Origin of the sequence: Shinella sp. SUS2, assembly GCF_001262505.1 — a bacterium.
Classification (GTDB): Bacteria; Pseudomonadota; Alphaproteobacteria; order Rhizobiales; family Rhizobiaceae; genus Shinella.
In genome coordinates this window covers 78,275-101,728 of record NZ_KQ410741.1, presented here as the reverse complement: position 1 = coordinate 101,728, position 23,454 = coordinate 78,275, and the positions used below count along the sequence as shown (strand labels likewise).

Annotated in this window: 21 protein-coding genes and 1 pseudogene; 7 read left to right on the top strand and 15 right to left on the bottom strand. The window is 63.1% G+C overall.

Annotated elements, in window-relative coordinates; all coding sequences use genetic code 11:
* Nucleotides 1-42 precede the first annotated feature (42 nt).
* The 12 genes and pseudogenes from AKG11_RS25945 to AKG11_RS25890 form a co-directional block, all read right to left on the bottom strand.
* Nucleotides 43-2,632: pseudogene (locus AKG11_RS25945) on the bottom strand (HWE histidine kinase domain-containing protein).
* Nucleotides 2,574-3,131 (bottom strand): biliverdin-producing heme oxygenase, encoded by a 558-nt coding sequence (locus AKG11_RS25940; protein ID WP_050746010.1) that lies wholly within the window; start codon nucleotides 3,129-3,131, stop codon nucleotides 2,574-2,576. Before AKG11_RS25940 ends, AKG11_RS25945 begins: the two are co-directional and overlap by 59 nt.
* Before the next feature lie 317 nt (nucleotides 3,132-3,448).
* A complete protein-coding gene (locus tag AKG11_RS25935) occupies nucleotides 3,449-4,201 on the bottom strand; it encodes an SDR family NAD(P)-dependent oxidoreductase (protein WP_050746009.1) in 753 nt (250 codons plus the stop codon).
* Nucleotides 4,202-4,206: 5 nt separating this feature from the next.
* Nucleotides 4,207-4,959: an SDR family NAD(P)-dependent oxidoreductase gene (locus AKG11_RS25930; RefSeq protein WP_050746008.1), complete on the bottom strand. Its 753-nt coding sequence runs from the start codon at nucleotides 4,957-4,959 to the stop codon at nucleotides 4,207-4,209.
* Nucleotides 4,956-5,987 carry a proline racemase family protein gene (locus AKG11_RS25925; protein ID WP_050746007.1) on the bottom strand — a complete coding sequence of 344 codons (1,032 nt, stop codon included), beginning with the start codon at nucleotides 5,985-5,987 and terminating at the stop codon, nucleotides 4,956-4,958. Before AKG11_RS25925 ends, AKG11_RS25930 begins: the two co-directional genes overlap by 4 nt.
* Nucleotides 5,984-7,453, bottom strand: a complete 1,470-nt coding sequence (locus AKG11_RS25920) for an aldehyde dehydrogenase family protein (protein WP_050746006.1) — start codon at nucleotides 7,451-7,453, stop codon at nucleotides 5,984-5,986. The genes AKG11_RS25925 and AKG11_RS25920 overlap by 4 nt, the downstream gene beginning before the upstream one ends.
* Before the next feature lie 36 nt (nucleotides 7,454-7,489).
* Nucleotides 7,490-8,722: an NAD(P)/FAD-dependent oxidoreductase gene (locus tag AKG11_RS25915; protein WP_050746005.1), complete on the bottom strand. Its 1,233-nt coding sequence runs from the start codon at nucleotides 8,720-8,722 to the stop codon at nucleotides 7,490-7,492.
* Nucleotides 8,723-8,779: 57 nt separating this feature from the next.
* Nucleotides 8,780-9,658 carry a 4-hydroxy-tetrahydrodipicolinate synthase gene (gene dapA, locus AKG11_RS25910; RefSeq protein WP_050746004.1) on the bottom strand — a complete coding sequence of 293 codons (879 nt, stop codon included), beginning with the start codon at nucleotides 9,656-9,658 and terminating at the stop codon, nucleotides 8,780-8,782.
* Nucleotides 9,659-9,690: 32 nt separating this feature from the next.
* Entirely contained in the window at nucleotides 9,691-10,356 is a 666-nt protein-coding gene (locus AKG11_RS25905) for an amino acid ABC transporter permease (RefSeq protein WP_024269919.1), read from the bottom strand.
* 11 nt (nucleotides 10,357-10,367) lie between these two features.
* Entirely contained in the window at nucleotides 10,368-11,036 is a 669-nt protein-coding gene (locus tag AKG11_RS25900) for an amino acid ABC transporter permease (RefSeq protein ID WP_024269918.1), read from the bottom strand.
* Nucleotides 11,037-11,047: 11 nt separating this feature from the next.
* Complete coding sequence (locus AKG11_RS25895) at nucleotides 11,048-11,818, bottom strand: amino acid ABC transporter ATP-binding protein (protein ID WP_050746053.1); 771 nt, start codon at nucleotides 11,816-11,818, stop codon at nucleotides 11,048-11,050.
* Nucleotides 11,819-11,880: 62 nt separating this feature from the next.
* On the bottom strand, nucleotides 11,881-12,711 hold the full coding sequence (locus AKG11_RS25890) for a substrate-binding periplasmic protein (RefSeq protein ID WP_023515791.1): 831 nt from the start codon (nucleotides 12,709-12,711) through the stop codon (nucleotides 11,881-11,883).
* Nucleotides 12,712-12,911: 200 nt separating this feature from the next.
* On the opposite strand from AKG11_RS25890, the gene AKG11_RS25885 reads away from it, so the two are divergent.
* Both AKG11_RS25885 and AKG11_RS25880 read left to right on the top strand, forming a co-directional pair.
* On the top strand, nucleotides 12,912-13,631 hold the full coding sequence (locus tag AKG11_RS25885; RefSeq protein ID WP_024269917.1) for a GntR family transcriptional regulator: 720 nt from the start codon (nucleotides 12,912-12,914) through the stop codon (nucleotides 13,629-13,631).
* A gap of 2 nt (nucleotides 13,632-13,633) precedes the next feature.
* Nucleotides 13,634-14,416, top strand: coding sequence for a pyrroline-5-carboxylate reductase (locus tag AKG11_RS25880; RefSeq protein WP_050746003.1), 783 nt, complete (start codon nucleotides 13,634-13,636; stop codon nucleotides 14,414-14,416).
* A 30-nt stretch (nucleotides 14,417-14,446) separates the two neighbouring features.
* Here the strand turns inward: AKG11_RS25880 and AKG11_RS25875 are convergent, their stop codons facing one another.
* The 3 genes from AKG11_RS25875 to AKG11_RS25865 are packed head-to-tail and all read right to left on the bottom strand — an operon-like array spanning nucleotide 14,447 to nucleotide 17,304.
* A complete protein-coding gene (locus tag AKG11_RS25875) occupies nucleotides 14,447-14,752 on the bottom strand; it encodes an antibiotic biosynthesis monooxygenase (RefSeq protein WP_023514172.1) in 306 nt (101 codons plus the stop codon).
* A gap of 38 nt (nucleotides 14,753-14,790) precedes the next feature.
* Nucleotides 14,791-16,353, bottom strand: a complete 1,563-nt coding sequence (lsrK, locus tag AKG11_RS25870) for an autoinducer-2 kinase (protein WP_023516100.1) — start codon at nucleotides 16,351-16,353, stop codon at nucleotides 14,791-14,793.
* Nucleotides 16,354-16,356: 3 nt separating this feature from the next.
* Nucleotides 16,357-17,304, bottom strand: a complete 948-nt coding sequence (locus AKG11_RS25865) for a sugar-binding transcriptional regulator (RefSeq protein ID WP_024269916.1) — start codon at nucleotides 17,302-17,304, stop codon at nucleotides 16,357-16,359.
* Between the two features lie 240 nt (nucleotides 17,305-17,544).
* Between AKG11_RS25865 and lsrA the strand changes: the two genes are divergently transcribed.
* The 5 genes from lsrA (at nucleotide 17,545) to AKG11_RS25840 (ending at nucleotide 23,436) form a co-directional block, all read left to right on the top strand.
* The gene (lsrA, locus tag AKG11_RS25860) at nucleotides 17,545-19,047 is read left to right on the top strand and encodes an autoinducer 2 ABC transporter ATP-binding protein LsrA (protein WP_023516678.1); all 1,503 of its coding nucleotides are present in this window, start codon (nucleotides 17,545-17,547) and stop codon (nucleotides 19,045-19,047) included.
* On the top strand, nucleotides 19,040-20,071 hold the full coding sequence (gene lsrC, locus AKG11_RS25855; RefSeq protein WP_050746002.1) for an autoinducer 2 ABC transporter permease LsrC: 1,032 nt from the start codon (nucleotides 19,040-19,042) through the stop codon (nucleotides 20,069-20,071). The genes lsrA and lsrC overlap by 8 nt, the downstream gene beginning before the upstream one ends.
* Nucleotides 20,068-21,081, top strand: a complete 1,014-nt coding sequence (locus AKG11_RS25850; protein WP_050746001.1) for an ABC transporter permease subunit — start codon at nucleotides 20,068-20,070, stop codon at nucleotides 21,079-21,081. The genes lsrC and AKG11_RS25850 overlap by 4 nt, the downstream gene beginning before the upstream one ends.
* 2 nt (nucleotides 21,082-21,083) lie before the next feature.
* Nucleotides 21,084-22,115, top strand: coding sequence for an autoinducer 2 ABC transporter substrate-binding protein LsrB (gene lsrB, locus AKG11_RS25845; protein WP_023516675.1), 1,032 nt, complete (start codon nucleotides 21,084-21,086; stop codon nucleotides 22,113-22,115).
* Nucleotides 22,116-22,182: 67 nt separating this feature from the next.
* Nucleotides 22,183-23,436: a class II aldolase gene (locus AKG11_RS25840; RefSeq protein ID WP_050746000.1), complete on the top strand. Its 1,254-nt coding sequence runs from the start codon at nucleotides 22,183-22,185 to the stop codon at nucleotides 23,434-23,436.
* Nucleotides 23,437-23,454: the final 18 nt, after the last annotated feature.

Here is a 23,454-nt window from a genome sequence, read left to right as displayed (position 1 = left end):
TCCCCGCGATTTTTTACGCTGCTCACCGAAATTGAAGAAGCCTCAGGAGCGCGTTTCCGTCAACGCGACAAGGGCTGCGATGATGGCCTTTCCGCTGTAGGGTTTGCGCACGATCAGGGTGTTGGCCAGGCCTTCCGGCAATTCGGCGCCCTCCCCGTATCCAGTCGCGAAGACGAAGGGTATGCCCCTGCGGCGAAGCTCGTCGGCGACAGGAAAGGAATTGCCAGAGCCGAGGTTGATATCGAGTATCGCAAGGTCCGGAGCGCCCGCTTCGATCGCGGCCATGGCCTGACGCACCGAGCTTGCGGTCGAAACCCTGGACAGGCCTTCCTCGGAGAGCATTGCCTCAAGATCAAGGGCGATCAGGATCTGGTCTTCGACGATGAGGACTGCCGGATCCAACCCGCGAAGCGTACCTGTCTGCGCCCCCCCCATTGTCCGCCATCGCCACCGCCGCTTTCGTGCTGGACACGGTGAGCTTCACATGTGGCAAGGGAATCCGGAAGCTGGCCTCAAGACCGGATGCCTCGAAGCGGACCATGCTCTCGCCGCCAAGATCGTATGGTACGCTGCGCTCGATGAGCGCACTGCCGAACCCCCTGCGCAAAGGCACATCAACGAGCGGGCCGCCGCTTTCGCGCCACAAGATCTCGCAGCCTCGTCCCTCGGTCATCGTCCAGGAAATCGTCACCATACCCGTCGATACGGAAAGTGCGCCATACTTCGCAGCATTGGTCGCAAGCTCATGCAAAACCAGTGCCAGCACGGAAAATGCGCGGCTATCGAGCCAGACATCCGGTCCGGCAAGGCTGATTGTTGATGCCCGCGACCGGTACGGTTGAAGTTCGGCTTCCAGGAGATCGACGAGGATGCCGCCGCCGTCGCCACGCACCACCTGGTCGTGGGCGATCGACAGTGCCTCGATACGGCCCTGCAGGGTTGCGACATAGTCCTCCAGCGTGTTCTTGTGGTGCTGCGGGCTTGTCACCAGCGACTTGATGACTGCGAGAATGTTCTTCACGCGGTGGCTGAGTTCCTGGTTCAGCATGCGCTGACGAACCTCGGACTTGCGTCGCTCGCCGGCCATCAGTTCGTTATGGCGGAGCACGACTTCTACGATCGCCATCCGTGCGATCTCGGCGATCTCGCGCTCAGCGTCTGCCCAGGCCTGTGCTTGCCCCTTGACGGTCTCCTTCCAGATCGCAAAGCTCTTGCGCGGCGTCAACCGGTCGCCAAAGGGGCCTGTTTCGTAGGTTTTCTCCGGGTTTCCCGCCCAGTTCAGTGTTTGTACAAGCTCCTTACGGAAAAACACCAGGCAATCCGAACCGGTCTGAGACAGAGGAATGGCAAGGACGCCCGATACGCGGTCGCTATAGGCGGCGGCTTCAGGCAGCTTCTGTGACAGGGCGTGCGTTGCCCAGACACGGCCGTCGCTGACCGTTCGGATGAAATCCAGGACGTCGGGCACGGCCGCGTCCGGCGGGGTCGCGCCGAGGCCGGTCCACTTGCCGTCGAACATTATGCCGATGCCGTCGTTTTGCAAAAGCCGCGAGAACTCATGCAGGCTCTGGCGCAGCAGTTCGCCGACATCCTCGTGGTGGGATGACAGGATGAGGAAGCGATCGAGTGCCTCACGTGTTCCAGCGACCGCTGCCACGCGGCGGCGCTCCTTAAGCGACTTCAGGTGCAGGGAGAAGAACTCGCCGAACACCTCCATTGCGACACGCTGTGCCATGGGCAGAGCGCGCGGTGAATAATGGTGGCATGCGATGAGCCCCCAGAGCATGCCATCGAGGATGATCGAAATCGACATGGACGCGCCGACCCCCATGTTGCGGAGATACTCGCAATGGATGGGAGAGACGCTGCGCAGATGCGCGAAGCTGAGGTCGAGCGGTTCCCCGGACGCATCGAGCACCGGTTCGATCGGCACGCGCGCGCCGTCTGCATCCGAAATGACGCGGATCGTGTTCTGGAGGTAGAGCGCGCGTGCCTGCTGGGGGATATCGCTCGCAGGGAAGTATTGCCCGAGGAAGCTCTCGAGATCCGCGCGCTTCGTTTCGCTCACCACCTTGCCCGAGCCGTCCTGCTCGAAGCGGTAGATCATCACGCGATCATAACCCGTCGCACCAGAAACGATACGTCCGGCGCGCTGCACGAGACGATCGACATCCGTGATATCGCTGATGCGGCCGATCATCTCGCGCGCGATATGCAGGGGCTGACCGACCGAGGGGGCAGGTTCGAACTCGATGATGACCGCGGATTTGTGATGATGGATCGCGATGTCGAACATGCGGTCGCCGCAGGCGACGTCCAGCAACAGCGCCGGCCGCGACGCCGTGTTGGTCGTCGCCAGCGCGTTGCGAAGGTCATGCAGCAGCCTATGCCCCAACACGTCCACGACACTTCGGCCTGGAAGGCTTGCCTCGCACTCAAGGATGGCAGCGGCATTTGCAGAGGCACGCTCGATGGTCGTGAGGCCGATGTCGCACGCGATGAGGCACCCGTGCGGCTGGATGCTTCCGGGAATGTGGATCGGCTCGCGATCACAGGTGTCGAGCGTAACGGGTTCAGACGGCGGCAACACGATCACTTTCAAAGCAACGCAACGCGAATGCGAAAACGGCATTGGCCGACGCGGCGGCCCGCTCGGCTTCAAAGTCCGAAACGCCATCCAACAATAGAAGGAAGGACTGCCATTGCGCTATGTCCTTTGACATAAGAGCAAGGTGCCGGGCACCGAACGTCTCGTCAAATCCGAGCGCGGCCGCGCGCTGGCGGAGCACCCGCGCGCCGAGCGTGGACCCCTCCAGCACGTAGAGGGCGCCAAGGAGAACGCTTGTGTCACATAGGTCGAAATCCGCTCCCCTCGGTAATGCCGGTGGCAGGTCGAGGTCTGCCGCGTCAGCGGCAAGGGCGCCGGCAATGACCGTCGGTTGCCAGAGCCAGCCCGACGGCCAGACGATCCCGCCGAGTGCTGTATCCATGGCGGACCGGAATGCGCCGAGCCGTGCAACATAGCGGCGATAGTCCTGCTGCGTATGAAAATCGCCAACGGCAGCGTCGAGCCGTTCATGCGCATGCTGTGTCCGCCTTCTAAGATCGAACCGTCGTTCACTGTGACCCAAACCGTCCTCCACGATCGGAAACGCCTACGTTCCCAATGTTCTGACCCACAGCGCTCTCATCGGAAGGGGCGAGCCCGGGCCGATACAGGCCAAGCGCGCTGAAATCGCCAGGGAAGCTAGGGCGTGCGCCCATCAGGGACAAGGGGTTACGGAAAGTTTGGAATGGGGCTCACCGCCTTTCTGTGGATTCGGCAAAGCAGAGTGCACACCGTAAATGTGGATCGAATCCAACGTGCCGGGCGTGACGCAGCGCCTGCAGCCTCCTGCCCCTCAGATGTTGTCCGGTTTTTCCAGCGGCCGTGAATGACGCGGGCGGATCACGCGACAGCCTGCGCCCCGGTGATCTCGACGAGTGAGCCGCACATGAACGCGGCTTCGTCGGATGCAAGGAACGCAACGAGGGCGGCGACCTCCTCGGGCCTGCCGATCCGGCCGAAGGGTACGAGCCTGTCTAGATCGGCGATGGTGCGCCCGGAGCGCTTCACCCCGGCCTCCAGCATGGGCGTGTGGATTTCGCCCGGGCAGACGGCGTTGACGCGGATCTTGTCCGGCGCATAGTCGCGGGCAAGGTTCTGGGTGAAGCTCGCCACGGCCGACTTCGTCACATTGTAGGCGATATGGTTCGGAGCCGGGTGAAGCCCCCATTGAGAGGCGGTGTTGACGATGGCACCGCCACCGGCCCCAATCATGTGGGGCAGCGCCGCCTGGCACAGGTGGAACATCGCATCGATATTGACGGCGAAGCTTAGCCGCCAGTCCTCGGGCGTCAGCGCGAGAAGATTGCCGCGCCTGTTGAGACCGGCATTGTTGCAGAGCACGTCGATGCGGCCTTCCACGGCGATGACATCGTCGACGATTGCCCTGCAACCCTCTGCGGCCGAGATGTCGCTGGCAAATGCCCGCGCCTTGCCGCCTTCGGCAGCGATCTGCGCGACCGTCGCCTTCGCACCATCGCCGTTCATGTCCGTGGCGATGACCTGCGCGCCCTCTGCCGCGAACCGGGCGCTAATCGCGCCTCCGATGCCCCCGGCAGCGCCGGTGACGATGACGACTTTGTCCTTGAAACGCATCGAAATTACCTCATGTAGCTGCCGCCATTCACATCCAGCACGGCGCCGTTCAGAGAGGCCTGCGAGGGACGGAAGACAAAGGCGGTGATCTCGCCGATTTCCTGCGGGTCGGCCATCCTGGCGATGGGAATGCCGACCAGGGCCGCTGCCTCGCCATGCTCGGCGATGTAGGCTTCGGCCATTTCGGTACGCACCCAGCCGGGTGCCAGTGCCACCGCCGTCACCCCCTCGTGCCCATGGCTCTGCGCGATGGACTTTGTCAGGTTGATCAGGGCGGCTTTGGAAGCGCCATAGGCCATGGCGCTGGAAGAGTAGCCGCGCTGGCCGGCCCGGCTCGCCATGTTGACGATCCGCCCGCCGCCATGGGTCCGGAAATGCTGGATGGCGAGTTTCGACAGGTCGACGGCCGACAGGAAATTGACCTGCATTTCGCGCGCCCAGACCTGCTGCCATTCCTCCATCGGCGCGTCGACCGCTACTTCTGAGCGAATGCCGGCATTGTTGACGAGACCGGTCAACCGGCCGGCAACGGCCAGTGCCTGGTCCCACAGGACTTGTGGGCCGGCGGGATCCGACAGGTCGGCCGACACGCACCAACCTCTGCCATCCAGCGCTTTCACAAGCGTTTCGGCGGTATCGCGGTTGCGGCTGCAATGCACGACGACATTTGCGCCGTCCGCCACGAGAGCGTGGCAGACCGCCTGCCCGATGGCGCCTGTCGCGCCGGTGACGAGGATGTTTTGCCCGGAAAGTTTCATAGATCCCCCACCTGCAATCCCCAGGTGTCCGACAGGGCGAACCCCTGCAGGAACGGATCCTGCGGATCGAGCCGCAATTGCTGGCGGCCGAAGACATAGCCCCGGCCCGTGATGCGCGGCAGCACCGCCGGGCGGCCGCCAACGGTAACCTCACCGAGGATTTCAGCGGTGAACGTGCCGCCGATGATGCTGCGCGAAATGCGCCTGTCGCCGGTTCTCGCCAGGCCCCGCGCATGAAGGATCGCAAGGTGGGCCGAGGATCCCGTGCCGCAGGGCGAACGGTCCACCCGGCCAGGCTTCAGCGTCGTGCAGGTGACGAGCGAACCGTCCGGCTGATGGTCGCGGAACATCACATAGGCAATCTCGTCGAAGCCGGGTATTTCCGGATGCGCCGGGGAAACCTCGTCGGCCAGCAGCGCCTTGATCTCCGTGCCTGCCTCGGCGAGCGCGCGGGCCGCTTCGGGTACGATGCGCAATCCGACACGGTCGACATCGATCTGGGCATAGAAAACGCCGCCAAAGGCGATATCCCCCATGATCCGGCCCCATTTCGGCGTGTCGATTGTGACATCGAGTGCGTGTACGAAGGCCGGCACGTTGTCGAGGCTGACCGACAGGCAGTGGCCATTCTCGCAGCGCGCACGGGCAACGATCAGCCCGGCTGCCGTGTCCAGCCGCACGATCGTCTCAGGCTCCACCATCGCGATGCGCCCTGTCTCCAGCAGTGCGGTCACCACGCAAATGCAGTTGGAGCCGGACATCGGATGGGCACGGTCGGGCTGCAGCACGATAAAAGCTGCGTCGGCATCCGGCCGGGTGGGCGGCAGGACGAGGTTCGTCGTGTGTACGACCTGCGCCCGCGGTTCGCGCGTCAGGAACAGGCGCAACGACGGATCGACGGCGTTCAGATGGTTCATCTTGTCGAGAATGGTGGCCCCCGGGATTTCGGGAGCGCCACCGATGAGGACGTTGCCGCTCTCGCCCTCGCAATGGACGAGCAGGATATCGAGCGTCTTGTCGAAGGTCATTTCAGATACCATGCCCAGGGTTCGTCGCTGACAAGGCGCGTGATCTGCTTTGTCTCCAGATAGTTGTCGAGGCCCCAGCGCCCGAGCTCACGGCCTATGCCGGATTGCTTGTAGCCACCCCAGGGTGCTTCGGTGAAGGTCGGCTGCGAGCAGTTGATCCAGACGATGCCAGCCCGGAAGGCACTGGCGACGCGCTCGCACCGCGCGTCGTCCGCCGACATGACGGCGGCGGCGAGGCCGAAGCGGGAATCGTTGGCAAGGTGGATCGCTTCCGCCTCGGTTTCGAAAGGCCGGATGCAGACGACCGGACCGAAGATCTCCTCCACCCAGGCGTCGCTGTCGAGCGCCATGCCGGTAAGGATGGTCGGAGCGACCCAGAAACCCTTGTCGAAACCATCGTACCGGCCGCCGCAGGCGATGGTTGCGCCCTGCTCGACGGCGCGGTCGATATGGCGCAGTACATCTGCATACTGCCCCTCGTTGACAAGTGGGCCGAGCAGCGTGCCCGCATCGAGGCCGTTGCCGATCGTGATCTTCTTTGCCTCTTCGACCAGCCGCTCCAGCAGCGTTAGATATAGCGGGGCTTCAACGAGGACGCGCGAGGTCGCCGAGCACACCTGGCCCTGGTTCCAGAAGATGCCGAACATGATCCATTCGACGGCTTTCTCGATATCGCTGTCGGCGAAGACGATGAAGGGCGACTTGCCGCCAAGCTCCAGGCTGATGCGTTTGATGTCCCTGGCGCTGGCAGCCATGATGCGCGAGCCGACCGGCCCTGAACCGGTGAAGGCGACCTTGTCGACCGCGGGATGATCGACCAGCGCCTGTCCGACGACGGAACCCTTGCCGGAGAGGATGTTCAGCACGCCCTTCGGAAGACCCGCAGCCTCCGCGATGACGCCGAGTTCGAGCGCCGTCAGCGAGGTGGTTTCGGCGGGTTTCAGGATCATGGTGCAGCCGGCCGCGAGCGCCGGGGCGACCTTCCACGAGGCCATCAAAAGCGGATAGTTCCAGGGAACGATGGCGACCGCGACGCCGAGCGGCTCGCGTACGGCCTTTGAGACGAAGCGTGCATCTGCCAGCTTGATCGTCTCGATCTCGCCATCCAGTTCCTCAGCAAGATCGGCGTAGAAATCAAAGCAGCCCGCAGCATCCGCGAGGTCCCATTCGGACTCGGCCAGAGGCTTGCCGTTGTCCCGGGTCTCCATTCGCGCGAGTTCCGGCAGACGGTCGCGGATGCCCTGCGCGATGGCGCGAAGATATCCGGCACGCTCCTTGCCGGAAAGACGTGGCCAGGGTCCGTTGTCGAAGGCTTCCCGGGCCGCCTTCACGGCCGCATCGGCTTCGGCAACGCCGGCGGCGGCGATGTGATGGAAGATTTCCTCTGTTGCCGGATCGATCACGGGAAGCGTGTTTCCCTCAATCGGAGCAATCCACTGTCCGTCGATGAAAAGCTTGTTCTGCATAGTGTCCTCAAAAGGAATGGGTTTGCCGACCGCGCGTTAGAAGCGGTCGACGCGATAGGGACGCATGTCGATGGGCGGCGCCACGCCCGTGATGAGGTCACCCATCAGGCGCGCGGTCGTTGCGGCATGGGTGACGCCGAGATGGCCGTGTCCGGTGGCGTAGAAGACGCCTGGCGTCTTCGCCGAAGCCGACATGACTGGAAGCGCATCGGGAAGAGCCGGTCGATGGCCCATCCATTCGGAGAAATCCTCACAGCGTAGATCCGGCAGGGCCGTTTGCGCCCGTCGCACGGTTGTCTTCGCGCGACGGTAGTCGGGTACGGCGTCGAGGCCCGCCATTTCAACCGTGCCGCCCACGCGGATGCCGCCGGCCGTCGGTGTGACCATGAAGGCCTTAGCGGGCCAGATGATCGAATGACGCATGGCAATGCCGGGGGACATGATCTGCGTGTGATAGCCGCGCTCTGTTTCCAGCGGCATCGGCTCATCCAACATTTTCGAGAGCAGGCCGCTATAGGCGCCTGCGCAGATCACCACGTCGCCGGCAGCAATGCGATCGCCGTCCGTGAGGCGCACAGCGGTGATGCGGCCCAACCGCTCGAAGCCGGCAACATCACCACGACGGATTTCGCCACCCTGTGCAAGGAAGCGCTGCGCAAGGCGCGTCACAAGACGGAACGGGTCGCGCAAGCTACGGTTCTGAGGAAATAGCACTGCGATACCGATGCTTTCGGACAGCACGGGCTCCAGCTCGCGTGCCTGCGCACCCGACAGCCGCCGGTGCGGAAAACCGAAGCGCTCCAGGATTTCGATGTGCTCACGGTCGGCACGGAACTCCGCCTCATCACGGTAGAGCGAGAGGCACCCCTCCTCCGTCAGTTCGCCCTCCAGGCCCGTTTCCCGCAAGAGGGGCAGGAGGTCGTCATAGACGCGCCCGCAAAGGGCTGCACCGTCCGCCTCCAGCTGGCGCAGCTTGTTCGGCCGCGATGCGGCGACGAAGCGGGCGAACCAGGGAAGAAGTTTCGGCATGTAGCCAGGGCGAACACACACCGGCCCCTCGGGATCGAGCATCCAGCCCGGAATCTGCTTCCAGATGGAGGGGCGCGAGGCTGGCATGAATTCGGTCACGGCAATCGATGCCATGTTCCCATAGGACGCACCACGCCCGACCTCGCCCTTGTCGAGAAGCACGACCTGCCGGCCCCGTTTCTGCAAGTCGTAGGCGATGGTCGTGCCGATAATGCCCGCGCCGACAACGACGGTGGTCATGCTCTTCTCTCCCGCTGCTGGTTGCGGCCGGGCGGCCTTCCGCCGGTCGACACCGGCTTACCAGTTGAGGATGGGCTGCATGGCAGCGCGGAATTCGGCCTTTTCCTCGTCCGTCAGCGGGCCGAGCGGGGCACGGCATTCCCCGACGGGCAATCCCTGCAATTCGCAGCCATACTTGATCTTCTGAACGAATTTGCCGGATTCGAGGATGTTCATTGCCCGGTAGAGCGTCTTCATCATCTCGCGCGCCTTGCGGAGGTCGCCTGACCTATAGGTCCTGTCGAGATCGCAGCAGGCCCTCGCCATGCAGTTCGACGGGCCGCAGATCCAGCTGTCTGCGCCCCAGAACATAAAATCGAGCGCGATGTCGTCCGAACCCGAAACAAGTTGGATCCGGCCCTCATAGCGGCTGGCAATGTCGATCGCGCGTTGCAGCACTCCCGAGCTTTCCTTGATGGCGATAACGCGCGGATTGGCGGCGAAGTGATCCATCAGCTCGAAGCCGATGTCCGATCCATCCTTCGCGGGATAGCTGTAGAGCACGAGATCGATATCAACGGCGGCAAGCACGGCCTCGTAGTGCTTGACGAGCTCGGCCTGGGTCGGGCGGGTATAGAAGGGCGGCGCGAGCAGAACCGTGTCGTAACCGATGTCTTTCGCCATGGCGGTCTGTTCGATGACCTCGCGCGTTGCAGGCGCATTCGTACCGGCGATCAAGGCTTCGCCGGGCTTTGCGAAATCCTTGACGAACTGGAGGACATCGCGGCGTTCTTCCGTCGATTGACTGAAGTATTCCCCGGTCGAACCGTTCGGCACCCAGCCGGTCACGCCGGCGTCGCGCAGATGCGCGAGCAGCTTTTCGAAGGCCTTGAAATCGATGTGGCCATTGGCATCGAAGGGGGTAACGAGGGCGGGCATGACGCCTGACAGTTTCATGGAAGTCTCCATTCGAGGATCGGGCGGGCGCGTCACACGGCCAGCCGCTTGAGGATACGTTGTTCGATGACCGTGACGGCGCGCGTCAGCGGGAAGGCAATAGCGAAATAAATGAGGGCGACGACGCTCAGCACCTCGATGGGGCGGGCCGTGTTGTTGGAAATGTTCTGGCCGACGAACATGAGATCCGCCATGCCGACCGCCGAGACGAGTGCGCTTTCCTTGAAAAGGCTGACGCAGTTGGACAAGAGTGTCGGCGCAGCGCGCAATATCGCCTGCGGGAGGATGACGCTTGTCGTGCGCACGAAGGGGGAAAGCCCCAGCGCCACGCAGGCGTCCAGCTGCTCACGGCCGACAGCCTTCAGCGACGCACGAAACGTCTCGCTGCTGATCGCGCCCATATAAAGCGTGAGGGCGATAATGCCGGATGCAAGATTGGAGAGCTCGACCCCCAGCACCAGCGGCAGGCAGAAGAAGATCCAGAACAGTTGCACCAGCACGGGCGTGCCGCGGAAGAATTCCACATAGACGCTCGATGCGCCCCGCAGGATCGCGCTCTTCGAGGTGCGGGCGAGCGCAAGCAGGAACCCAAGGGCGCAGCCGAGCAGGATGCAGATCAAGGTCAGCTTGAGCGTCATCCAGAGGCCGAGAAGAAGCGCCTCCTGGTATTTGAGCACGATGGCGAAGTTGAAGGTCATCGCTCGTCTCCTCAGCTCGCTAGCGCTTCGCGGCGGCGTTCAAGATAGCCAACGACCTGAGAGACCGGGAAAGACACGGCGAAATAGACGATGGCGACAACCGTAAAGGTCTCGATAGGACGATAGGTCTGCGTGGCAAGCGTCTTGCCTTGGTACATAAGGTCCTGGACGGCAACGATCGCCACCAGCGCGCTCTGTTGGAAGGTGCCGATGCCATTGGTCAGGAGCACAGGAATGGAGTTTCGCACCGCCGCCGGCAGGGTAATGTGGAGGATGCGCTGGAAGGGGCTGAGGCCGAGTGCGATGCCCGCATCGAGCTGCTCGCGTGGCACCGCCTGGATCGAGGCGCGATAGGCCTCCGCATTGAAGGCTGCAAGATTGAGCCCGAGCGCCAGGATGCCCATGGTGACCGAGCCGAGGAACACATTGAACAACATCGGCACGCAATAGAAGAACCAGACGATCTGAATGATCGCTGGCGTGCAGCGGAAGAATTCGATGAAGAGCATCACCGGCAGGCGGATCATCGCCCACCGGCTCATGACGAGCAGCGCCAGGGCAAAGCCGAGCGTCAGGCCGATAACGTTCGCCGCGATGGTGAGCTGGATCGTGACGATGAGGCCATCCCAGAGGGGGCCAAGATTGCGGAAGACGGATGCAAAGTCGAAACTGTAGGTCATGACCCCTTCCCTCAATGCTTGATGTGGAACACCCGCTCGATGAATTCACGCGTGCGCTCCTCCTTCGGGGAGCCGAGCACCTGTTCCGGTGGCCCGTCCTCGACCACGACGCCGCCTGCACAGAAGATCACGCGGGAGGCGATGTTTCTGGCAAACCACATGTCATGGGTCACAATGACCATCGGCATCTGCTGCTGGGCAAGCTGCAGGATCACCTGCTCGACCTCGGCCACGAGCTCCGGATCGAGCGCAGATGTCACCTCGTCGAAGAGCATGAGCTTTGGATCAAGCATCAACGCCCGGGCGATCGCTACACGCTGCTTCTGGCCTCCGGAAAGCTGGGCGGGATAGGCGTTCGCCTTCTGTGCAAGGCCGAAGCGCGTGAGGAGCCCCATGGCACGCGCTGCTGCATCGGCCTTCCCTTCGCCCCGCACCTTCATCGGGGCCAGGACCAGGTTTCCGATCACGTCGAGATGTGGGAACAGCGTATAGTGCTGGAACACCATGCCGATCGAGCGGCGGACCTTGGGGTCGATCGTGGTCTTGCCGCTGCCGTCGGCGGAAATGTACGGCTTGCCGCCAAAGACGACGGAGCCTCTGTCGATCTGCTCAAGCCCCATCAGCACCCGCAGGAGGGTAGACTTCCCGCCGCCGGACGGACCGATGACGACAACGCGATCGCCGGCCTTCATCTCGATATCGAGACCCTGCAGCACCTTGACGACGCCGCCGTAACTCTTGTGCAGTCCTTCGATCCGAACCAGCGGTGCAGCAGCCGACATCATGCGAACTCTCCTCCTTCAGACAGGCAAGCGGAGCCGCTGTGGAGCGGCTCCGGCTCGGCTCAGTTGCTGGCTTTGAGGACTTCGTCGACCGCCTTCCTGATCAGGCCCTCGACATGTCCGGTGGCGACCCGCTCCTCAAGGAAGATATCGACCACTTCGACATCGGCAGCGGAAAGCTGGTGTGGCAGACCGAAGGAAACGCCCTGTTTGGCAAGTGCCGGCGTCGGGTTCAGCGCAACTGCCCAATCCGGGTTCGACTGGGTGAAAAGCTGGTTGGTGTCGGAGGCATCGACAAGGATATCCGCACGGCGGGAGACGAGCGCGAGGCGCGTCTCGTCATTGGTCGGCAGGCGCAGGATCGTCGCGGTTTTGACCGCGGCGGAGATCGCCTTGTCCTGCGCTGTGCCGGACATGACGGCGAGCGTCACATCGGCCTTGTCGATATCGGTGACAGACGTGGCTCCTGCGGGGACCTTCGGGTTGTCCTTGTTGTAGGCGAGCGAGATCTGGTACTCCATCGCCGGAATGGAGAACTGAACCGCCATGGCCCGGGCGGGCGTTCGGTTCAGCGCCAGCGAGACATCCCATTTGCCGGCCTGAAGGCCTGCCACGATGTTGTCCCAGGTCGTATCGACGAATTCAGGCTTTACCTGCAGCACCTCGGCAAACTCACGGCAGAGGTCTGCATAGAAGCCGGAATACTCGCCACTTGCCGGATCGCGCATCACATAGGGCGGTGCAACCGCGGCGCCGCACCGCAACGTGCCGCTCTTTTGAACACCTTGCCAATAGCCCTCTGCCGTCTCCGCCACCGCCGCGGTCGAAAGCCCGGCCATCAGCGTGAGCGCCGCCGTCGCCCGCAGAGCGGACGTCATCACATTCGAAAGCATGTGCATTTCCCCATTTTTGAGCGCTGAAAGCGCGGTTCCACCCGTCGGCTTTGGCCGTTTCTTGCGTCTTCTTTTGTCGGCTCCATGTCGACTAGATAATTTATGTCGTTTCCATGTCGACAAAGTCAAGCGGAAAATTTACGATTGCTGCATGCCGGTTTTTCTGGCCCAATGGCCGCGAAATGCGGAAAGGGATGTAAGTGTCTGAGGAAATTGAATCGAAACGCGTGCGCGGCACGGGCTCGAAAAGCGTCTACGACACGCTGCGCAATGAAATCCTGGCACTCACCCTGCCGCCCGGCCAGTTGCTCGACGAAACCACGCTGGCCGAGCGCTTCGACATGTCGCGCTCACCGATCCGCGAGGCGCTGATCCGGTTGGCCGGGGAGGAGCTGGTGGTGACGCTCTCCAACCGCAGCACCATCGTCGCGCCGATCGAGGTCGCGAGTTTTCCGAAATATGTCGAGGCGCTCGACGTCGCCCAGCGCATGAACACGCGTCTGGCCGCGGCGCTGCGCACGGAGGCGGACCTCAAGATCATCGCCAAGCGCCAGAAGGAATTCGAAGCGGCGGTGAGGACCGGCCAGCACCTGAAGATGTCGGAAGCCAACAAACAGTTTCACATGGCCGTCGCCTATGCCGGCAAGAATGCCTATCTCGCGTCCTTCTACGAGCGGCTTCTCAATCAGGGCCAGCGTATGCTGCACCTGCATTTCGAGTATCTGGAGCGTACCGGTGACGGATATCTGCTGACGGACGAGCACGAGTTGATGCTGGAGGCGATCCGTACAAAGAACGTCGAACTTGCCGACGAGCTGGCCCATGCACACACCCGGCAGTTTCAGGACAATTTCATCGCGTTCCTGCGCGAGAATTATACGACCGACGTCTCCTTCGGCCCTCTTGCTGCTGCGGAATGATCATGCCCCTGTCCCAGAAAATTGGATTCATCGGAACCGGCGCCATCACCGACGCCATGGTGCGTGGATTGCTCAGCGACCCCGCGGCGGTACCGCATGTCGTGGTCTCCCAGCGCAGTGCCGAGATTTCGGCGAAACTTGCAGTCGACTTCCCGCAGGTATCTGTTTCCATTGACAATCAGGCGATTGTCGATGCGTGCGACACCGTGGTGCTCGCCATCCGCCCGCAAATCGCCGAGGAAGTTGTCCGTCCGCTGAAATTCCGGGATGGCCAAGCCGTAGTCAGCGTCGTCGCTGCAACCAGCCGCTCCGCTCTCCTTCGCTGGATCGGCGGCGATGTGAAGCTCTCGCATGCAATCCCCCTGCCTTTCGTCGCCCGCCGCAAGGGCGTCACCGCCATCTATCCACCGGATGCAGGCACCGCTGCCCTCTTCAATGTGCTCGGCAATGCCGTGGAATGCGAGACGAAGGAGGAATACGACCTCCTCGCTGCCGCCAGCGCCCTCATGGCTACCTATTTCGGCATCATGCACCGCACGACGGAATGGCTTGCGCAAAACGGCCTGCCGGAAGAAAAAGGGCGAGCCTATCTCGCTCCGCTTTTTGCCGGCCTGTCCGATACGGCCCTCCTTGGCGGCAAGGACATTGCCTTCATCGAGATGAGCCACGAGTTTGCCACCAAGGGCGGCCTGAACGAGCAGGTCTTCCGCGATTTCGAAGCGAACGGCGGCAGTCGGGCGACACTGGGGGCGCTCGATCGTGTCCTTGCCCGCATTCGCGGATAGGTCGGCACGCCGCCGGGACGGCTGCCAGCATCAGGTGCTGAGAAAATCCGCCATCTCGACCTCATAAAACGTCTTGGTGCGCGGGCCGGCGAGGATCGGGTCGATCCGGCGCACGCATTCCTGATAATGCGGGGTCTTACGGTGCTCGTCGAGCGCTTCGGAGGACGTGAAGACCTCATAGATCGTGAAGCTGTGGTCGTCTTCCGGGTTGCGCAGCACGTCGAAGCGCAAATTGCCGGGCTCCCGGCGGGTTCCTTCGTAGTTGATGCGGAATGCCTCCAGAAATTCTGCGGCATGGCCCTGCTTGACGTTGATGCTGACCATCTGGATGAGCATGTCTTAATCCCTGCTGTGTTGAATCTTCGGTTAGTCGATCAGAGGCCCGGCGCCTTCCACATGGCCGTGGTGACACCTTCGTCGACGAGCTGGCGCTGCAGCGCATAGGCTCGCGCCCAGCGTTCCCCCGCCTCGTCATAGATGGCCTTGTGCGCAAAATCCGGCTCGAAGCGCTTGTCCCAGCGCACCCAGCCCTCTGCCGCCTCGACGAAATCCCGGCGCAGGCCGATGCCGATCGCTGCCGCCGCCGCACAGCCGAGCGCAGTCGCTTCTTTGACGACGGGCGTGACGACCGGAAGCCCGGTGGCGCTCGACAGGATCTGCGACCAGTGGGCAGATTTCGATGCACCTGCAGCGAAGACGATCTTGTCGGGCGTCTTGCCGGAGAGCTTGAAGATGGCCGAAAGGTTGCGGGCCGCCACGATGGCTGCGTTCTCCTGCAATGCGCGGAAAATCGCGGCCTTGCCCGACTTTTGCGGATCGATGGAAAGGTTCAGCAGCGACGGCGCGGCATGGTACCAGTTGCCGTAGCGCATGACGTCGGAGAAGACGGGAATGATGCCATAGGCGCCGACGGGCACACCCGCCGCCTTTTCTTCCAGCAACCGGTAGGCATCGCCGCCTGGGCCAGCCGCGGCCACCTCCTCCGCGCCAAAACTGTCGCGGAACCAGCGCATGACGATGCCGACGAAGAAGCTGATCGCTTCGGCCTGGTTGAGACCGGTCACAACATGCGGATTGATGCGCAAATCCATCGACGGGTCGGAGACGGACGGGCCGACATTCACGACCTGCTGCCAGAAAGTGCCGCCGAGCACGGCGCAATCGCCTTCATTGACGACGCCGATCGCCGCCGCGCCGCTTTGGCAGTCGCCGCCTCCCATGACAACAGGCGTGCCGGCTGTGAGGCCGGTCTCATCCGCCGCCCTTTCAGTCACCCGGCCGATAACCGTGCCGGGTTCGACGCTCTCGGGGAAGATGTCGTCACGCATGCCGGCCTTTGCCATCGCCTCTGGCAACCAGCCACGCTTTGTCAGGCTGTAGAGGCCGGTGGTGCCGGCATTGGAGGGATCGCTGGCGATGACCCCGGAAAGCCGCGCGAGCACCCAGTCGGAGAGCATGCTGATCCGGTCGATACGCGCATAAACATCCGGAAGGTTGCATTTGAGCCAGAGAAGGCGCGGCAGCGCGCCAAGTGCGAAGGTCTGGCCGGTCTCAACGTAGAGGTCGCGCTCGAGGCCGGGAAAATCGCGCTTGAGGTCGCGCACTTCGCTGACGGCACGGCTGTCGACGTTGGCACAGGCCCAGATCTCACGGCCGTTGCGATCATAGGCGACGAAGGCCTCGCGCATGCTGGTGGCACTGACTGCGCGGATATCGGCGGCCGAAATGCCTGCCTCGGCGATCGCCTGCCGGATGGCGCGCGATAGGAGCGACCAGTTGCCCTCTACATCGAAGTCCATCGAGCCGGAAAACCGCGGATCGGTCTTGTGCCACCATTCGTGTTGGGCGCTGGCGATCTGGTTGCCGTTTTCGTCGAAGATCACGGCACGGCCGCTGCCGGTGCCGGCATCGACGGCCAGCAGATAGGAAGTCGTCATGGTTCAGTCCTTGATCTCGATGAGGCCGGCGGCCGTTGTCTCGTCGGTGATGAGGATGCCGACGAACTTTCCGCGCAGCGCCGCGTGGATGGCCTGCACCTTCTGGACGCCGCCTGCCGCCGCCACAACCTTTTCCGCGCGCGACAGCGCCGCAAGCTTCACGCCGATCACCCGGTCGTGCAGGGGCAGGTCAAGCGGCTCGCCGCGCTCGTTGTAGAACTGGCAGAGAATGTCGCCAACGGCACCCTTGCGGCGCAGCGGCTCCACCTCGTCGGGGCTGACATAGCCGGATCGGACCACCGTCGAAGCGGAGGAAAGTTCGCCGATGCCGACGAGCTGGTAGGTGGCGTTTAGCGCCATGTCGAGGAGGTTTGCGACCGCCGGCTCGGAAGAAAGATTACGCGCCACATCCGGGTCGCGCACGACAAGCGGCGCGGGCACGAGATGCACGCCGCTGCCCCAATTGGCCGTGCGCATGCCGTCGACGTAGGTGCCGACACCGCCGGTAAGGCTGACGAGGCCGATATTACGCTCGTTGGCGAGATGACCCAGCCGCTGAATGGTGTTCGAGACTGTCGCGCCCCAGCCGACAGCAAGAAGATCGTTCGTCTGCAACCGCTGCATGAGGAATTGCGCGGCCGCCTGGCCGAGCCGGTCGCTCGGGTCCTGATCGGGGAGCTGGGGCACCACATAGGCTTCGAGCAGCCCGTAGCGCTCCTTGATCTGCCGCTCCAGCGCAAGGCATCCCTGATAGCGCGAATTGATGCGCACCTGAATGATGCCCGAGCGACGGCCACTCTCCAGCAGGCGCGACACCTTGATGCGAGACATGTTGAGCTTCTCGCCGATCTCGTTCTGCGTGAGGCCGTCGTTGTAGTAATACCAAGCGATGCGGGTGAGGATCTCCTCGTCCGTATCGGCGTAGCTCCATTCCCCGTTGTCCGACGCCATGCAAGCGGCTCCCTCGGTCCATTTGTGATCATTTGAATAGCAAAAAAACTTTTGATACGTCAACGCGTCAACGCGGTGAAAAATTCTTGTTGACCGCAATTCATTGATTTCCGCTGATAAATCATATTTTGCAGCGCAATATCGGCACTCCATCGCCTCGGATTATGTTCTGAGCATATTGACGGCTACCAATCACTATGATCACATGATTGCAGTGAATTACATATGAACAGGTGCAGAATGACTGGGAGCCCGACGACCGGGAGGGTCGCGAAGCTGACGGACATCTGGAAGTCCTACGGCGCCGTTCCGGTGCTGAAGGGCGTTTCCCTTGCCTTGCAGGCTGGAGAGGTGCATGCGCTTCTCGGCGGCAACGGTGCCGGCAAGTCGAGCCTCATGAAGATCATGTCCGGCGTGATTCCAGCCAATTCCGGTGCGATCGAGATCAATGGCCGGCCGCTTTCCCATGCATCGCCAGCCCATGCCCAGGAACTTGGCCTCTACCTCGTGCCGCAGGAAGCGCATATCCTGCCCAATCAGAGCGTTCTGGAAAACATCTGCCTTGGCCTTGCCGCCTCGCCTCGGGCGCTGCGTCCGCGCGTCGAACAGCTGGTCGCCGAACTTTCGGTATCGCTCGATCTGGATGCGCAGGCCGCCGCCTTGGAAATTGCCGAGCGGCAGATCGTCGAGATCCTGCGCGGCCTCGTGCGTGATGCGCGCGTGCTGATCCTCGATGAGCCCACCTCCGCCCTCACCCCGTTCGAAACGAGCGCCCTCTTCCAGCGCGTGCGCAAATTGCAGGCGCAGGGCGTCGGCATCTTCTTCATCTCGCATAAGCTGCGCGAGATCCGCGAGATTTGCGGAACAATCAGTGTGCTGCGCGACGGCGTCATCGTGCTTTCCGGCCCGCTCGATGGCTACACCGACGCGGAGGTCATCGACGCGATGAGCCGTGTGCAGATCACTGACGCTTCCGGGAAGGACCGCGCCGACCGCAAGGTCGCGCAAATTGGCAAGCCGCGCCTCAGCGTGCGCCGGCTCAGCGGCGAAGGGTTTCGCGATATCAGCCTTGACGTGCGGGCCGGTGAGATCCTTGGTCTTGCCGGCGTTGTGGGCGCCGGGCGCACGGAGTTCGCCGAGACGCTCTTTGGCCTGCGCCCCCAGACGGCCGGCAGCGTCGTTTACGACGGCGCGGAGTTGAAGAAGCGGTCGCCGCGACTGTGCATCGACCGCGGCCTCGTCTATCTGCCGGAGGACCGCCAGCAGCACGGGCTGTTCCTGGAGGCACCGCTCTTCTGGAACGTCTCATCCTATCTCGTTCACCGCCTGCCCTTCTTCCTGAGACCCGGCGCGGAGCGGAAAGTGTTCGACGAATTCCGCAGCCGCATGGGCATCAAATGCAGCGGCGCCAGCCAGGAGGCCCGTGGCCTTTCCGGCGGCAACCAGCAGAAGGTGCTGCTGGCGAAGTGCCTCTCGGCCCGGCCGAAGGTGCTGATCCTCGACGAGCCGACGCGCGGTGTCGACGTTGCGGCCCGCAACGACATCTACACCCTCATTCGCCAGCTCGCCGCCGACGGTGTGGCCATCATTCTCATTTCGTCCGATTTCGATGAGATCGAGCAGCTCGCCGACCGCGTCGAGGTCATGGCGTTTGGCCAATCCGGCGGGGAGCTCACGGAAAACATCTCGGTCGATGCCATCGCCCGCCTCGCCTTCGGCGCCTCGGAGGCCCGCCATGCTTGACCTTTTCGCGCGCAACCGCGTCGCAACACTCATCGTCGTCCTTGCCATTGCCTATGTCGCCATCGGCGCTGCGGCACCCGGCTACCTCTCCGGCGCCACCGCCTCGGTCGTCCTCTCCAACAGCCTCGTCCTGATGCTGATCTCCCTCGGCACGATGATCGTCATCCTGACACGGAACATTGACGTGTCGAGCGGCTCGGTGCTCGGCCTCAGCGCCGCTGTGCTCGGCCTCTCGCTCAATGCGGGCATCGGCCTGCCACTCGCCATCGCCTTCTGCCTTGCGACCGGCGCGCTCGCCGGTGCCTTCAACGGGTTGATGGTCGCCTATCTCGGCATCCCCTCCATCGTCGCCACCCTCGGCACGCTCGGCCTCTATCGCGGCATCATGCTGGTCCTGACCGGTGGTCGCTGGATCGAGGATTTGCCACAAGACCTGAAGGGGCTCGCTGCCAATCTCGGCCTCGGCTTTTCGGCGCTGACGATCGTCGTTCTCGTTCTCGTCGTGCTTGCCTGGCTGGTGCTGCGCAAGACGCGCTTTGGTCGCTACTTCTATGCCGTCGGCGACAATCGCGCGGCCGCGCACCATCTTGGCGTACCCGTCAAGCGCGTGCAGTTTACCGCCTTCATTGCGACGGGCCTCTGCGCGGCGCTCGCCGGCCTCGTCTTCGCCGCCCAGATCGGCTTCATTCCCAATCAGGCCGGCAGTGGTATCGAACTGAAGGCGATCGCCGTCAACGTGCTCGGCGGAGTAAGTCTGCTCGGCGGCACGGGCTCTGTCGCCGGTGTCTTTTCCGCCGTCATCTTCATCACCTCGATCGACAGCGCCCTCGTTTTCCTGAAGATTCCCGCCTACTGGAACGACTTCATCGCCGGCGCGATCCTGCTGTCGGTGCTGCTGCTCGACGGGCGCATCCGCCAGATCATCGACCGCCGCATCCGCGCCCGCCGCTACGCCGTGCACGAGCGCAGCCCTGTCCCATCCACCGAAACGACGACGGCGCGCACTGTGGAGGCAGGCCGATGAAGAAGCTGATCTTCCGCTGGGAAACCGCCCTCCTCGCCATGCTTGTCGCCGAGCTCGTCATCTTCGGCCTCGTCAATCCGCGCTTCCTCAATGTCGCGAACCTCATCTACGGCACGTCGGATTTCGTGCAGATCGGCCTCGTCGCCCTGCCGCTGACCCTCGTCATCATCGCCGGCGGCATCGACGTCTCCTTCGCCTCCGTGATTGGTCTTGCCGCCATCGTCTTCGGCGTTGCCACTTTCTATGGCGTGCCCCTGCCGCTCTCGATTGCGCTTGCGCTCGTCTCCGGCGCGCTCTGCGGCCTTCTCAACGCCACCGTCATCCATCTGTCGAAGATCCAGCCGCTCGTCGTCACGCTCGGCAGCCTCTATCTCTTCCAGGGCACGGCAACGGTCGCCTCCGGCCTCGTGGGGGCGGGCGGCTATGAGGGCATCGGCAACTTCCCGGAGGCCTTCAATGCCTTCGGTTATGCCGAAATTCTCGGCCTGCCGGCACCTCTCGCCCTCTTCCTTGCCCTTTCCCTCGTGCTGGTCGTGCTGCTGCACTTCACGCGCTTCGGCCGTGCCATCTTCCTCTCGGGCCAGTCGGAAAGCGCGGCGCGCTTCGCCGGCATCCCGGTCGGCCGCGTGCAGACGATCACCTATGTCATCACGGGTGTCTCTGCCGCCATCGCCGGCCTCGTCATGTCAGCCTATTTCGGCTCCGCGCGTGTCGATCTCGGCTCGGCGACGCTCCTGCCGGCCGTTACCGCGGCCGTGCTCGGCGGTGCCTCCATCTATGGCGGCCAGGGATCCATCCTCGGCACGCTCATCGCCACCTTCGTCATCGGCTACCTGCAGCAAGGCCTGCAGGCAGCCGGCGTGCCCAGCCAGATTTCCAGCGCACTTTCGGGAGGGTTGCTGGTTGTCGCGGTCGCATTGCGCCACGGAAGCGCAATGTTGACTGATTTCATCGCCGTCGCCCGGCAAAAAAAACAAGCCCGGGCGGCAGTCACTTCAGGAGGAGAATGAGAATGATCAAGACTGTACTGAAATCCAGCGCCCTCGCCGCGGCCCTTGTTGCCGGCACCATGCTCGCTTCGGGCACGGCACATGCCGAAAACCAGATCGCCTTCATCCCCAAGCTGGTGGGTGTCGGCTTCTTCACGTCCGGCGGCGCCGGCGCCGTGAAGGCCGGCGAGGAAGTCGGCGCGAAGGTCACCTATGACGGCCCGACCGAGCCCAGTGTTTCCGGTCAGGTTCAGTTTATCAACAACTTCGTCAACCAGGGTTACAACGCGCTCATCGTCTCCTCCGTCTCTCCGGACGGCCTGTGCCCGGCACTGAAGCGCGCCATGGACCGCGGCGTGCTCGTCATGACCTGGGACAGCGACGTCAACCCGGATTGCCGGAGCTACTACATCAACCAGGGTACGCCCGAGCAGCTCGGCGGCCTTCTGGTCGACATGGCGGCGGAGGGCGTGACGAAGGAAAAGGCCAAGGTCGCCTTCTTCTATTCGAGCCCCACCGTGACCGACCAGAACGCCTGGGCGGAAGCGGCCAAGGCGAAGATCGCCAAGGAGCACCCGGGCTGGGAAATTGTCACCACCCAGTACGGTTACAATGATGCGCAGAAGTCGCTGCAGACGGCAGAAAGCATCCTCCAGACCTATCCGGATCTCGACGCGATCATCGCGCCCGACGCCAATGCCCTGCCGGCCGCCGCTCAGGCTGCGGAAAACCTGAAGCGCGCAGAAGGCGTCACCATCGTCGGCTTCTCCACGCCGAACGTCATGCGCCCCTATATCGAACGCGGCACGATCCAGCGCTTCGGCCTGTGGGACGTCACCCAGCAGGGCAAGATTTCGGTCTTCGTTGCCGATCACGTCCTGAAGAACGGCCCGATGAAGGTCGGCGACAAGCTGGAAGTGCCCGGCATCGGCACCGTTGAGGTCTCGGCCAACAAGGTGCAGGGCTACGATTACGAAGCCGACGGCAACGGAATCATCCTCCTGCCGGAACGCACCGTCTTCACGAAGGACAACATCGCAAACTTCGACTTCTGATCACGCATGGACGGCGGGCGGCTCCGGCTGCCCGCCGAATTCTTTTTTCAAGGACAGGACGACACGCATGAAAAGCCGCTGGAACGACGGGGATGCAGCCCGCTACGTAGAGGCCGCGCGCGCGGCGGGACAAAGCGAGGCCCTCGGCCTTCGCATCTACACCTCCCGCATCATCGGTGGCGATCCCGACCTCGTGCTGCATGGCGGCGGCAATACGTCCGTCAAGGTGACGTCCGCTGGCGGCGAAACGCTCATGCACATCAAGGGCAGCGGCTGGGATCTCGACACGATCGAAGCGCCGGGCCTGCCAGCGGTGCGCCTTGTGCCGCTTCTGGAGACCCGCGACGGCCCGAAGCTCTCGGATCCGGACATGGTCTCGCTGCTGCGCGCCAGCCTGATCGAAGCGGACGCGCCCAATCCTTCCGTCGAGGCGCTGCTGCACGCCTTCCTGCCGTTCGCCTTCGTGGACCACACACATGCCACGGCGATCCTGGCGCTTGCCGACCAGCCTGATATGCGCGAGACCGTCAGGCATATCTATGGAGATCGCCTCGCCTACGTGCCCTATGTCATGCCCGGTTTCGATCTTTCCATCGTTGCCGACCGCATTTACCGTGAGCATCCAGGCTGCCAGGGTCTCTGGCTGGAAAATCACGGCCTCTTCACCTTCGCCGATGATGCCCGTCTTTCCTACGAGCTGATGATCGAATTCGTCACCATGGCCGAGAGCGAGCTTGCCCGTAAGGGCGTTGCGCTCTCCGGCCCGCAGCTAAGTGATGGCACCGAGGACATGGCGCTGCGGGCGCGGCTGGAGAAAGCCCTCGTCCGTGAAGGATCGCCCTTCGCCAAAGGTGCGTTCCTCGACTACCGCTCCACCGCGGCGATCCGCGAACATGCCGCCAAAGACAATGTGGAGGCAATCAGCCTGCGCGGGACCGTCACGCCGGATCACGTCATCCGCATCAAACCTTGGCCGCTCATCATCGAGCCGGATGCGGACGAAGCCGCGATCGAGGCGGCGCTTGCCGCCTATGCCGACCGCTACCGGGTCTACTTCGCACGAAATGCGACGCGCTCCAGCGAACCGAAGCAGATGCTCGACGTCTATCCCCGCGTCGTGCTGGTGCGTGGACAGGGAATCTACGCCCTCGGCGCCAGCAACAAGGCCGCCAAGATCGGCGGAGATCTCTGCGAGCAGGCAACCCGGGCTATCAATGCCGCAGAAGCCTACGGTCGCTTCACACCCATCGGCGAGGCGGATCTCTTCGACATGGAATACTGGTCGCTCGAACAGGCCAAGCTGAAGGTCAACGCACACTAACATCCGCCCGGCAAGCGC